Genomic DNA, 13,290 nt, shown 5'->3' on the forward strand with positions numbered 1-13,290 from the left:
TCTTTATGTAATCCAAAAGTTCTATGTAATAACTTCTGAAAAGTGATAATTATCACTTTATACCTAATTATAAGTTAATTTTATCCATAAATATAGTTTTTTTTGTTAAGTTTCGACTTTTATTTCACAACATGCTTTTTATTGAATGTTAGTTTTCTTACATCACTATAATGCTTTAATTATGACTTATTCCTTAACATTTAATATAGATATCTCTTTAATAGTTGTGGGCTGATGATCACTTTAAGCAGCGTATTGAACATGAATCATCACAACTACATAAAGAATTCATGCACAACGTTATAATCTCAATACTAATTAAATCTCCATGTTGTATTTATTATGTTTTTCTATCCCATAATAAAGAGTCGCCGACAAGTGGTTGGTTCAACGTGGAGATAGAAAGCACACAGTACTCTAATAAACTTCTTCCAAAACAAAAAAACCACGTCTTGTATGACATGGTTTTTTTGTTTATTCATTTACTCCTGATAGACAACTATACTTACATTAGAATTGTTATCTTCTGGCGTACTTGCTGTAAAAATGACATTATGATCCATCGTGGTGACATTCCACCCGGCCATCGAATTCTCAAATGCAGAACCAATTTTCTCAGCCAGTCCATTTAATGTCTCTGTTCCTGACAATCTTAAACGTTTGGAAACCTCATTCGTACCGTCTCGAAATACAACCTTAATAATCCCTGGCGCGCTGGGGCCAGAATCAATTTTCAAACTTACAGCTTGCTTTACGCCTGCAAACGTCTCCGATCCTGGTGTAGTAATCGAGCTTGATACCAATCCAAGACCCGTAGTCGCTTCCACGATTGCCACAGATAGTTTAGGATTATTATCCGAAGGTGCTCGGGCTGTAAATATAACATTTCTATCATTTGACGTAGCGTTCCAATCAACTAAAGACGTGTTAAATGCCCAAGCTATCTTCGTTGCTACTTCGGCAGCAGTTTCTGTACCTATTAATTCAATATCTTTAAAAATGGTTGTGCTACCGTCTGTAAATGTAGCAGTAATCGTTCCGGCAGCTGTAGCCCCTGAATCTATCACTAAGGTAGCCACTTGTGCTACGCCAGTAGGGTATGGAGCTCCTACGGTCGTTATTGTACTATCTGGCATGCCAATTCCTGTGTTTAATCCCGAAAGTCTCGCCATAGCTTTTATGTTATTCTCTGCCGGAAACTCGGCTGTAAAAATTACATCTGAGCCCCGTGAAGAAACGATCCAATTCGGAATCATGCTCCCGAATGCTGCTGCTATCTTGTTAGCAAGATCACTTCCTGTTTCAGGACTTCCCATCATAGACACATAGGCTGTCCACGAGGAGACTCCATCCGTGAATTTGACGCCTATCGGCCCATGATCACTTTCTGAATTGGGAAGACGCAGCGTAATCACTTGGGATGTGTTAGTCGTAAGATTTCCTGGAACTTCAAGTGTACTTGAAGGTGCCCCTACTCCTGATGCTTCCAAAGCGTATATTCGAACATTTTCGTTATTAGTACCTGGCGTTTGCGCTGTGAAATGTACTCGAGTCCCATCAGCTTCTGCACCCCAACCCGCTACAGATGTTCCAAACGCGACTGCTATTTTAGACGCTACTTGAGCCGCTGTTTCTGTTCCCGACATGTAGATATCTTTTCGAACTGGCACTCCTCCATCTGTAAAATAGACATAATATGAACCCGGAGCCGTTGCACCGTTCTCTATAACCAGTGTTGCTACTTGAGCTGTACCCTGTAATGGCGCTGTTCCTACAGATGTAATCGAACTATCTGGCATGCCAATTCCTGTGTTTAATCCCGAAAGTCTCGCCATAACCTTTATGTTATTCTCTGCCGGAAACTTGGTTGTAAAAATTACATCTGAGCCTCGTGAAGAAACGATCCAATTCGGAATCATGCTCCCGAATGCTGCTGCTATCTTGTTAGCAAGATCACTTCCTGTTTCAGGACTTCCCATCATAGACACATAGGCTGTCCACGAGGAGACTCCATCCGTGAATTTGACGCCTATCGGCCCATGATCACTTTCTGAATTGGGAAGACGCAGCGTAATCACTTGGGATGTGTTAGTCGTAAGATTTCCTGGAACTTCAAGTGTACTTGAAGGTGCCCCTACTCCTGATGCTTCCAAAGCGTATATTCGAACATTTTCGTTATTAGTACCTGGCGTTTGCGCTGTGAAATGTACTCGAGTCCCATCAGCTTCTGCACCCCAACCCGCTACAGATGTTCCAAACGCGACTGCTATTTTAGACGCTACTTCAGCCGCTGTTTCTGTTCCCGACATGTAGATATCTTTTCGAACTGGCACTCCTCCATCTGTAAAATAGACATAATATGAACCTGGAGCCGTTGCACCGTTCTCTATAACCAGTGTTGCTACTTGAGCTGTACCTGAATTATTATAAATACTACCTGGGACAGTAATGACACTACCACTCGAGACCACCCCCGTCGTTATGCTTTCCATGGTAACTTTAACAAGTTCGTTGTTAACGGTTGGATTTACTGCTGAGAAATAAATGCTTGCGAGCTCAACATCCACATTCCATCCTGTTAACACATTCTCAAACGCTCTAGCGACTTTAACAGCTACCTCAGAATCCATTTCAGTTCCATTAAGTTCTACATCAACGGTAACTGTATTTACTCCATCCGTAAATGTGGCACGCAATGAACCTGCCGTATCTGCACCACTTGTTATTGTCAGAGTGGCAACTTGAGGTATGCCTTGAACGGCTTTGACTCCTTCGGTGGTGATTAATGTGGAGGTCTTCACTCCAGTAGTAATCGAAGGTGAACCGGATCCATTAGATGTACTGTTTGAATCTGATTTTAAACTCGCAGTAGGTATAGATGGTGAAGGTATATTATCGTTATCTTCACTTTCTGTTTCTTGTTCTTGTTGTTGTATCAAGCTTATCGCTTTATCCAACATCACAACTGCCTCAGCTCGCGTAATTGGAGATGCCGGTTTGAATGAACCATTTGTATAACCAGTAATGATATATTTTGAGAATGTAGCACCTATGGCACCCTTACTCCAATATGTAAATTCTGAAGAATCCTTAAATGCTAAAGCTGCTTTTTCATTACTAGGTAATTTCAGTAAGTTTGCTACAATAACTGCAGCTTCTTGACGGCTTATCGGTTTAGAAGTACGTATAGTTTGATCTTTATAACCTTGTATGTAACCTGCTTTTACCGCTTTTTGCACTTCTAGATAGCTCCAATTCGAAGACGACAAGTCAGTGAAATGTATTTCTTCTCCCTCATTAAAACCAAACTGACGATTAACCAATGCCATAAATTCTCCACGTGTAATTACATTGTTGGGTTTGAGTGTTTGATCAGAATATCCTTTAATTAACCCTTCTGAGAGCCATTTATTAAGGGTAAATTCGGCCCAATGTCCTTCAATATCTAAATTGGTTTTCTGACCATATGCTACCCCACTAAATACGGATACCATACTGGTAGCTATTATGAATGTGCTTACTTTTTGAATTATTCTTCTATAAAACATATACTTCCTCCAGTTCAAATAAAAAGTCATTTATTCACCCAATCGAACAGATTATTCTTCCCTCCCATCCGGTTACTCTTTACTAAAGCAATTTTGAATAAGGTATAAGCTTCAACCATTTACTGTTTCTCAATGCTATATTATTATATCGGTTTACAATAGTTCACGAGTTATATTTATTAATTGTTTAATTCTTTTACGCAGCACTATTCTTTTTTTGAATTGAACGATCCTTGTCGTCAAATTGCGTTCTTGAAATGAGTTTTCAATAATATTCTAAGGAGAACTTACAACTTAAGAAAGATATATATCAGGAGTCTAAGTTAGAATTAACAGTCAATGAGTTGCTATTACAATTCTTTTGTAGCGCACCTGAAGAATTCGATTTTATTCACGAAAAAGTTTCATTCATCAGGAGTTATTCTGATATCCACGTATGTATCATTGTTATAGAAATTAAACACAACAATAGCACCGTTCCATTTGAAAGTGTCGGAGCAAGTATCATCAAAATGAGTCCTTATGAAAATTTATATCAACCTCTCTTAACTTGATTGTTTGATAAAATTGTAACGAGATTAATTTTATTTTTGAAGTCCTCCGATCCATTTAACTCTACTATTAATCTCTCTAAAAAACGGATGACATCGTCTAGTGATAGTGAACTAGATTCAATTCTGCGTAAAAACATTATTGTAAGCTCTCTCACTTCTTTTAAGGCAATATCATTTCTTTTTTTTGATGCATATTTGCTTAGATAATATAAATCAATGTTCACCTTAGTTATCTTTACGAAGGGATTGTTACTATTTGCAGCTCTTAAATCTCTCAGCAAATTTAAAGCTCCACCTAATGAAACATAAATCTCTGTGAGTTTTTTTAATCTTTTCTTCTCCCAATTCTCCCTGTATATTTGGCCTACAGTGTCAAATATAATGAAAGTCAAAAATGCTTCTTTGATTTTAGGTAAAAACTCTATGTACATGTTGTATTGATTTATTGTGTATTCCTGTCCCATCATCATACTCACCCAGCGCATAGGGTTATAGAAAATATTTGAAAAGATTCCTGATGTAAAACCATCTAGATTTGAAAATACATACAATATTCCTGCTAACCAATATAACTCTAATCTAAATCTGAACAGGATATATACAATGATAAATATTATTACTGCTGAAAAGTACAAACTACCATTTAAAATTTCATTGCTTAAATTAGAAATCGACTTCATATATGTAATTAATTCTTCAAGAGTTAAGTTATTATCGACCAAGTAATCCATATACGCCCTATTTTCTTTAAGCTGTGAGAGAAATGAACTCTCCTCTGTTAAAAGCTCATGAAATATTGCTTGGGTGTTATCTGGTAGATCTTTTTCCATTACAATAAAAGTTTTTGTAATGGTATTCCCTATTTTTGTTTTAGCATCAATTTCAGGTGAGAAAAAGACGTCCTCACTATACTTGCTCTCAGTAGCATATCTATAATATGCACCCGGATCGACTATGCTAGTTATTCCGAATAGTAACATGGATATAACTACAAACAATGGAAAGTACAATAAAAACATACCTAATATAATTACAGTCTTTTTTAAATACGCATTCCCCAAACGTGACTTATTCATTGAATCCCCTCTCTTTAACTAATCAAAAATACAGATGGTATTTGCTCATTGGTATCTCAATAAGCAAAAGATCAGACCCTCTTGGTCTGATCCTTTGCTTTCATGCTTCTATTGAATCAAATTCGACTTCTTGAGTAATTTTTGAAGTAACGTAGCCACTTCAGCACGTGTGATTTGGCCCTTCGGTTGAATCGTAGTCGTTGTTCTACCATTCATAATACCCGTTGCTAAACCAGCTGCTATATGATCTCTGGCATAGCTTGAAATCGATGAATCGTCTTTATATTGTCCGATCAACGTGTTTACTTGATCAGGCAATAAATCCGGATTGATACCTGTGATCTTCATCGCTTTCGCAATAATAGTCATAGCTTGTTCACGAGTGATGGTATCCATAGGAGCAAATTCAGCATCATTATAGCCGTCAATTAATTGATATTCGTGAGCTGTATAGATATAATCAGCAAACCAATCAGACTTATTTACATCGATAAATGAAGTTTCGCCAGTTATCGGTACTATACCCAGCCCTCTTACAACCATAGCAGAGAACTCAGCACGTGTAATGCTCCTATTCGGTTCGAAAATATCCTCACTAACTCCCGTAACAATCATTCGTGATCCCATGTCATTGATTGCGTCTTTTGCCCAATGGTTCGTCACATCAGTAAATTCGACTGGGTGCCAAACCAGTGTGTACAAGCTATTGGACAAGCTATTAATCACTGCGTGGTAGCGATTATCTTTTTTCTCAACATAAGTTGGTACATGATGAGTGGAACCATCCGAACCTACAACAATTCCTGTCGTGATCTGATTTGGATCGATGGTCTCCGGAAGTGGAATATACCGTTCAACGTACGTATTGAAGCGATTTATTTCCTTTCTTAAACCATTGAATTCAGCCATTAACGTAAAATGGACAGGATCTACTAAAAGTAAAGCACCTTTTAAAATCGCCGAGTCCTTTGCAATGCTCGATTCCGAAGGGAGAGCTTTTGAGATTGTTAACTCAATCGTCATGTCTGATAGTGTATCATCCGCACCAAGTTGACCCGCTACCGCCTCAATTGAGATTTGGCTCGCAGGTAGTCTATATGTGGCAAGCGGGGTGACCAGTTCTAAGACGGCAGATTGATCTATCATCTTTTTAACAACATCCCCTGTTAATATTCCCACAATAGAATTCGATGACTCATTCACAGGAATAGTCACTACAGCATTCTGACCTTCTTTCGCCAACCATTCTAGAAGTTTGCTAGGATCCGGCGTAAGAGTTGTTATGGTTCTATTATCAACGATTTTTGTATCCAACTTGCCGATCTTCTCTGACTTACCGTTTATTACAACAGGGACACCACTTGGCTCTAGCTGAGGTGGGTTTGCTGATGGTGTTCCGCCACCTTGTGAGCCCGCTCCACTGCCACTATTGCCTGAATTTCCACCGCCACCTGAACTATTGGAAGAATTCACAGTAAGTACAAGGTTAGTTGTTGCTATTTCCCCGTCTCCATAAACAGCTGTAATCACGGAAGTATAGGTTCCGGCTGGTAAGCCTACTACCGGTCGAACGCTCCACGTGTCGATACTTTCACCCGCAGCTACATTATTGCCACTTCCTTCAACCACAAATGTGTTGGGTTCACTGGAAGTAAGACTACGAATGGTGGTATCAACAGCCCCGGCATTCGTGATGATTAATTTCTTTGCTGAAGGTTGCTCATAGCCAACCGGTACCGGTGAAAATAATGGAGCGACAATACTTAAAAAAGGTATCGTTTCTGAGATATCTTCGAACTCTGCACTAACGGTAACATCCCCGCTTGGCATGATGAAAGTTTCACCCGCGATCGGATAGCCCACAGAATTAAAGATATACTTCAGCGATCCTATTTTTACTCTCTTCCCTAAATCCGGTAGAATGTTCAAGCTAATTAAGTTACCGGCTGGGGAGATCGTAGGGGCAACACTAATTGTGCCACCTACCAAATTGTTTATCGTCACAGTGTATTGTTCGATTTCAGTAACTACGTTTATTGTAGCGTTGCCCGATTTACTGCTGTTGGCCGTTGAGATCGCGGTAATTGTATATGGACCAGGTGTTGTGTTTGGAGCGACACTTACCAATCCATTTGCATCCACTGTGACATTTCCGCTCGTATCACTGCTGCTCCATGTAACGGTTTGGGCTGCTCCACCACTGACATTCACAGTAGCGGTCAGCTGCTGTGTGTCACCTTGCAGCACACTTGAATAGGTAGGACTCACAGTTACACTGTTGACTTCTGGTGCAGAAGTCACTGTAATCGTTGCACTACCTGTCTTGGTACTATCAAAAGAAGAAGTTGCTGTAATTGTATACGGACCAGGTGGGGTATTTGCTGCCACACTTACCAATCCATTTGCATCTACCGTAACATTACCATTCGTGTCACTACTGGTCCACGTAACAGTTTGGGCCGCTCCACCACTGACATTCACAGTGGCGGTTAGTTGCTCTGTATCTCCTTGCACCACATTAGGGTTAGACGGACTGACCGTCACACTGTTTACTGCCGGTGCTGAAGTAACCGTAATCGTTGCACTACTTGATTTAGTAACGTCAAACGTTGACGTTGCTGTAATCGTATACGGACCAGGTGGGGTATTTGTTGCTACACTCACCAGTCCGTTCGCATCTACCGTAACATTACCATTCGTGTCACTACTGGCCCACGTAACAGTTTGGGCTGCTCCACCACTGACATTCACAGTAGCTGTTAGTTGCTCTGTATTTCCTTGCACCACATTAGGGTTAGACGGACTGACCGTCACACTGTTTACTGCCGGTGCTGAAGTAACCGTAATCGTTGCACTACTTGATTTAGTAACGTCAAACGTTGACGTTGCTGTAATCGTATACGGACCAGGTGGGGTATTTGTTGCTACACTCACCAGTCCGTTCGCATCTACCGTAACATTACCATTCGTGTCACTACTGGCCCACGTAACAGTTTGGGCTGCTCCACCACTGACATTCACAGTAGCTGTTAGTTGCTCTGTATTTCCTTGCACCACATTAGGGTTAGACGGACTGACCGTCACACTGTTTACTGCCGGTGCCGAGGCAACCGTAATCGTTGCACTACCTGATTTAGTACCGTCAAACGTTGACGTTGCTGTAATCGTATACGGACCAGGTGGGGTATTTGCTGCTACACTCACAAGTCCGTTCGCATCTACCGTAACATTTCCGTTCGTGTCACTACTGGTCCACGTAACTGTTTGGGCCGCTCCACCGCTGACATTCACAGTGGCAATTAGTTGCTCTGTATCTCCTTGCACCACATTAGGGTTAGACGGACTGACCGTCACACTGTTTACTGCTGGGGCAGAGGTAACCGTGATCGTTGCACTACCTGATTTAGTACCGTCAAACGTTGACGTTGCTGTAATTGTATACGGACCAGGTGGGGTATTTGCTGCTACACTCACAAGTCCGTTCGCATCTACCGTAACATTTCCGTTCGTGTCACTACTGGTCCACGTAACTGTTTGGGCCGCTCCACCGCTGACATTCACAGTGGCAATTAGTTGCTCTGTATCTCCTTGCACCACATTAGGGTTAGACGGACTGACCGTCACACTGTTTACTGCTGGGGCAGAGGTAACCGTGATCGTTGCACTACCCGACTTGGTACCATCAACTGTTGACGTTGCTGTAATCGTATATGTGCCTGGTGTAGTGTTTACAGCCACATTCACTAATCCATTTGCATTCACCGTGACATTGCCATTCGTGTCACTACTGGTCCACGTAACAGTTTGGGCTGCTCCACCGCTGACATTCACAGTGGCGGTGAGTTGTTCTGTATTTCCTTGCTTCACAATTGGGTTAGCTGGGGTCACAGTCACACTATTCACTTGTGGGGCGGGAGCAGACTTTATATGACCGTCATATGTTTGACTGTCATAACCTACTGCAACTGCTCGTCCTCCACCTATAATGACGTCAGCAAAATCAATTGATGAGGATGGATTGCTCCATTCCTCTTCCCAAACAACCCCATTTAGCGAGGTAGCAACTCTTTCATTTGCGCCAACGGTATAAAATTTTCCTGCAGCATATGTCACTGAAGGTAAACCAACGTTACTGTAATTCGATACGGTCGTCTTGCTCCAGGTTACTCCATCATTTGAAGCGTAGGCCTGTCCACCCTCACCAACCGCTACAAATGTATTATTTCCATAGGCAATATCGAAAATGGCTTGGGTCGTATAAACATTAGTCCATGCTATCCCATCGGGAGATCGGTAAATTTGAGCCGCTTGCCCTTCTATATAGGTTGTTGCAATAAACATTCCATTACCGTAAACCACTCGACGAAAATTAGGGATTGCATTGTCTGAAAACACCACTTCAGGTATTTCATTTCCCGTAAATGAGTAAAATTTTCCATCTCCCGCTAATACATACCGATCGTTAACGGGACTATATGCAATATCATTGATGTTTATGCCTTTGAGGGATGAACTCAGAGAAGTCCATCCTGTTGCAGGATCACTTGTCTCATAAACTCCCTCTGACCCAGTAATATACCAAGTTGAATTCAGAAATTTGACATTAGTCGGTTCCATGGAGGTCTCCAGATTGCGATTATCCCAGGTCACGGAATCTGACGATAGATGATAATCCAGGAAACTACCTAGAGATAAAAATGTCCCATTACCGTATTCAACAAAAATTTGAAAACTTGAAGGCTCCTGATGTACATCACTCCAACTAGCAGCACTCGCTTTAGAAGATAATCCACCACCGCTAAAAGAACTAATGAGTAAAATACTTGCCAATGTAGTTCGGATTATACGATTCAAACTCTTTTTTCTCGGAAACAAAGACATGTCCGGCCCCCTAAAATGATTTAATTGGCAATTATTATTGCCTATCTATTTCCCGATGAAGTTTGTCGAATGATGAAATGGAAATTACTCTCATCATAAACGAGACTTTGGTATAGGTAAATATAAAATTAGGGACTTTTTTCATAAAACAATGACTTTCAACCCATTCCCAACTTGTTCTAACGTGTTTTTTTGAAGTTTTTTTATAAATTTTCGTCACCATTCGATTTGAAACTGCAAAATTTTTAATGACAGCCCTTCCTCCATCTGTTATAAACAAATTATGACAACTATATCTATCCATCACCTTGGAATTAAGGGAGAGAATTAAAAAGTGATTGATACAGTTGCCTCAAAACTAGAAGATGAAACGTTTTTGTTTCATTTGTATTCATTAAGCCGCCAAGAAGAATTACAAAGTTGGAACTGGGAGCCAGCGGAACAAGAACTATTTTTGCGTATGCAATGGAGAGCTCAAACCATGTCTTATACGGCTTCTTACCCAGATGCCATTCGAAGGATCGTTCGTGAAAATAATATCTCTGTAGGTCAAACGTACGTACTTGAACAAGGGTCCGAATGGGTGCTCATTGATATATCTCTTCTACCGGAGTATCGGAATCGGGGCATAGGTATGAGCCTCATTATGGATCTACAACAACGGGCAAGTCTTGCTGGTGCAACGATTCGTTTAAGCGTACTTCCCTTGAACAGAGCAATCAAGCTGTACCAGAAGCTTAACTTCGTTCCTGTACACAGCACAGGTTTACATCAACTAATGGAATGGTATCCTGCCAAAGCAAATCAATTAACATCAGAATTTAGTGAGGTGAAAACGAATGAGTGAAGCTTATTTAGGTGAGATTCGGATGTTTGCGGGGAATTTTGCTCCTCGTGGATGGGCTTTGTGTAATGGACAAATAGTATCCATTGCTGAAAATGAGGCTCTATTCGTTCTACTTGGAACAACGTATGGCGGCGATGGACAAAACACATTTGCTTTGCCTGATTTGCAAGGTAGAGTGGCTGTTCATCCAAACCCTACGTTTATTCGTGGGCAAAAAGCAGGTAATGAGGCGGTTACATTAGTTTCTAATCAACTCCCTGTACATACGCATTCGGTGTACACTGCTTCAGATTCCTCTACAAATACCTCAACACCAACTAATGCAACCTGGTCTAACTCACCACGAAAAATCTATTACACGTCAGATAAACCCACTACAGTGAATATGAACACTGCAGCTGTATCTTCTGTCGGTGGAAACCAGGCTCATGACAACATGATGCCTTCAACTGTCATCTCGTTCATTATCTGTCTAGAGGGCATATTCCCGTCTCAACCTTAAAGAGAATAAAAAAATAGAGGAGGTCACCTCATGTCAGAACCATTTTTGGGCGAGATCCGATTGTTCGCCAACAACTATGCCCCTCGAAACTGGGCTTATTGCGAAGGACAAATCTTGCCGATCAACAGTAATCAAGCTCTCTACTCTTTGCTTGGTAACGTTTACGGTGGAGACGGTATCACTACTTTCGCACTTCCAGACTATCGTGGACGAGTACCGATACATGTGTCAAATACAATTCCTCTGGGCACTAAACAAGGTGAAGCAGCTCACACGTTAACCATTAATGAGATGCCGATACATAACCATCAAGTAACAGCTTCTGAAACCAATCCATCGGTGGCAACTCCACTAAATAACGTTTGGGCAGCTGTCCCGAATTCATTCGGATCCACACCTGGACAAGAAACTATGAATTCAGGAAGTCTCTCAGGAGCCGGCGGTTCTCAACCGCATAACAATATGCAACCATACATTGTATTGAATTACGCCATTGCGATTCAGGGAATTTTCCCTTCTCGCAACTAATTAAGGAGGACATGACTTTGGCTGATGCGTATATTGGTGAAATCCGAATTTTTTCTGGGAACTTTGCACCAAAAGGCTGGGCATTATGTAATGGTCAATTGATGTCAATTACCCAAAATACAGCTCTATTTTCTATACTAGGTGTACAGTATGGTGGAGATGGAAAATCGACCTTTGCTTTGCCCAATTTGATGGGTTCCGCTGTTATTCATCAAGGTTCCGGAACAGGTCTAACTCCTCGTACTGTTGGAGAAAAAGTTGGAGATGCAACTGTCACGCTAAATCAAACCGAAATCCCTGCTCATACGCACACACCTCAAGGTATTGTTGCGACAGGGAATCAAACTTCACCTAAAGATGCGTACTGGGCCCAAGCTGCCAAGCCTATTCCCACAGCACCGCAGCCCCCATTGTACAATAACACACCAAGCACAGATATGACGCCTATGGCTTTAGGAGTAACCGGTTCATCACAACCACATAACAATATGCAACCATTTATAACTCAGAATTTTATCATATGCTTGCAAGGCGAATTTCCTTCACGTGGTTAAGGAAATAAATATAAGAAAGAGGCTGTCCATAAGGATAGCCTCTTTTCCAATAGGGATATTATAATCGGATTAATTCAAAAGTTATAGCGTTCTTAGATTTTACTACAGGGTGCGTCCATTATCCGTTGATGGGATAGGAATTATTCTCTTGTCTGTCTAAGAGACCATAGTTTGTAAAGATGACTCTCGACCTTTTCTTCATGTCTTACTATACAGAGGATTCACCTGGAAAGAGTTTATACCTCAGGTCAAACAGCATATATTTTTCTCTTAATACCGCATGCATATATAACAATGAGCCATGAAGGGCTCGAACCTTCGACACCCTGATTAAAAGTCAGGTGCTCTACCAACTGAGCTAATGGCTCTTAATAAAATGGCAGGGGCAGCAGGAATTGAACCCACACCAACGGTTTTGGAGACCGTTGTTCTACCTTTAAACTATGCCCCTAAAAAATGGTAGCGGCGAAGGGGATCGAACCCCCGACCTCACGGGTATGAACCGTACGCTCTAGCCAGCTGAGCTACACCGCCTTATTATGACCCGTAGGGGATTCGAACCCCTGTTACCTCCGTGAAAGGGAGGTGTCTTAACCACTTGACCAACGGGCCTTACTTACTCTTAATAAAGAATTTGAAAATGTCCATTGTTCTCATCATTCAAACTCTCAAGAAAAGTCAAAAAAAATACCCCAGCGGGGTTTCGCTTGGCGGCGTCCTACTCTCCCAGGACCCTGCGGTCCAAGTACCATCGGCGCTAGAGGGCTTAACGGTCGTGTTCGGGATGGGTACGTGTGGAA

The 13,290-nt window shown here is 41.3% G+C and carries 7 protein-coding genes, 4 tRNA genes and 1 rRNA gene; 4 read left to right on the plus strand and 8 right to left on the minus strand.

The features are described from left to right. Positions 1-482: 482 nt before the first annotated feature. The 3 genes from BLS14_RS30250 to BLS14_RS30260 form a co-directional block, all read right to left on the minus strand. Positions 483-3,578 (minus strand): S-layer homology domain-containing protein, encoded by a 3,096-nt coding sequence (locus tag BLS14_RS30250; protein ID WP_090955543.1) that lies wholly within the window; start codon positions 3,576-3,578, stop codon positions 483-485. Between the two features lie 505 nt (positions 3,579-4,083). Beyond that, the gene (locus BLS14_RS30255; RefSeq protein WP_090955545.1) at positions 4,084-5,178 is read right to left on the minus strand and encodes a hypothetical protein; all 1,095 of its coding nucleotides are present in this window, start codon (positions 5,176-5,178) and stop codon (positions 4,084-4,086) included. A 108-nt stretch (positions 5,179-5,286) separates the two neighbouring features. Continuing rightward, positions 5,287-10,059, minus strand: coding sequence for an S-layer homology domain-containing protein (locus tag BLS14_RS30260; RefSeq protein ID WP_090955546.1), 4,773 nt, complete (start codon positions 10,057-10,059; stop codon positions 5,287-5,289). A gap of 334 nt (positions 10,060-10,393) precedes the next feature. Between BLS14_RS30260 and BLS14_RS30265 the strand changes: the two genes are divergently transcribed. Genes BLS14_RS30265 through BLS14_RS30280 form a run of 4 tightly spaced genes read left to right on the plus strand, consistent with a single transcriptional unit; the run spans position 10,394 to position 12,490 of the window. Beyond that, positions 10,394-10,906 carry a GNAT family N-acetyltransferase gene (locus BLS14_RS30265; RefSeq protein WP_090955548.1) on the plus strand — a complete coding sequence of 171 codons (513 nt, stop codon included), beginning with the start codon at positions 10,394-10,396 and terminating at the stop codon, positions 10,904-10,906. Next, positions 10,899-11,408 (plus strand): phage tail protein, encoded by a 510-nt coding sequence (locus BLS14_RS30270; protein WP_090955550.1) that lies wholly within the window; start codon positions 10,899-10,901, stop codon positions 11,406-11,408. The genes BLS14_RS30265 and BLS14_RS30270 overlap by 8 nt, the downstream gene beginning before the upstream one ends. A 30-nt stretch (positions 11,409-11,438) precedes the next feature. After that, positions 11,439-11,936, plus strand: coding sequence for a phage tail protein (locus BLS14_RS30275; protein ID WP_090955552.1), 498 nt, complete (start codon positions 11,439-11,441; stop codon positions 11,934-11,936). A gap of 17 nt (positions 11,937-11,953) precedes the next feature. Next, the gene (locus BLS14_RS30280; protein ID WP_090955554.1) at positions 11,954-12,490 is read left to right on the plus strand and encodes a phage tail protein; all 537 of its coding nucleotides are present in this window, start codon (positions 11,954-11,956) and stop codon (positions 12,488-12,490) included. A gap of 295 nt (positions 12,491-12,785) precedes the next feature. Here the strand turns inward: BLS14_RS30280 and BLS14_RS30285 are convergent. The 5 genes from BLS14_RS30285 to rrf form a co-directional block, all read right to left on the minus strand. Continuing rightward, positions 12,786-12,858: transfer RNA gene (locus tag BLS14_RS30285), tRNA-Lys, on the minus strand. Positions 12,859-12,867: 9 nt separating this feature from the next. Then, positions 12,868-12,941, minus strand: a tRNA-Trp gene (locus BLS14_RS30290). Positions 12,942-12,947: 6 nt separating this feature from the next. Continuing rightward, positions 12,948-13,024, minus strand: a tRNA-Met gene (locus BLS14_RS30295). 6 nt (positions 13,025-13,030) lie between these two features. Next, positions 13,031-13,102, minus strand: a tRNA-Glu gene (locus BLS14_RS30300). Positions 13,103-13,195: 93 nt separating this feature from the next. Continuing rightward, a 5S ribosomal RNA gene (gene rrf, locus BLS14_RS30305) occupies positions 13,196-13,290 on the minus strand; the annotation flags it as partial.

It is taken from the genome of Paenibacillus sp. OK060, from assembly GCF_900101205.1.
In the GTDB taxonomy this organism is placed as follows: Bacteria; Bacillota; Bacilli; order Paenibacillales; family Paenibacillaceae; genus Paenibacillus; species Paenibacillus marchantiae.

Excerpts from the sequence above, each read along its gene's own strand:
- BLS14_RS30260 (WP_090955546.1), bottom strand. The coding sequence starts at position 10,059 with ATGTCTTTGTTTCCGAGAAAAAAGAGTTTGAATCGTATAATCCGAACT.
- BLS14_RS30255 (WP_090955545.1), bottom strand. The coding sequence starts at position 5,178 with ATGAATAAGTCACGTTTGGGGAATGCGTATTTAAAAAAGACTGTAATT.
- BLS14_RS30270 (WP_090955550.1), top strand. The coding sequence starts at position 10,899 with ATGAGTGAAGCTTATTTAGGTGAGATTCGGATGTTTGCGGGGAATTTT.
- BLS14_RS30275 (WP_090955552.1), top strand. The coding sequence starts at position 11,439 with ATGTCAGAACCATTTTTGGGCGAGATCCGATTGTTCGCCAACAACTAT.
- BLS14_RS30250 (WP_090955543.1), bottom strand. The coding sequence starts at position 3,578 with ATGACTTTTTATTTGAACTGGAGGAAGTATATGTTTTATAGAAGAATA.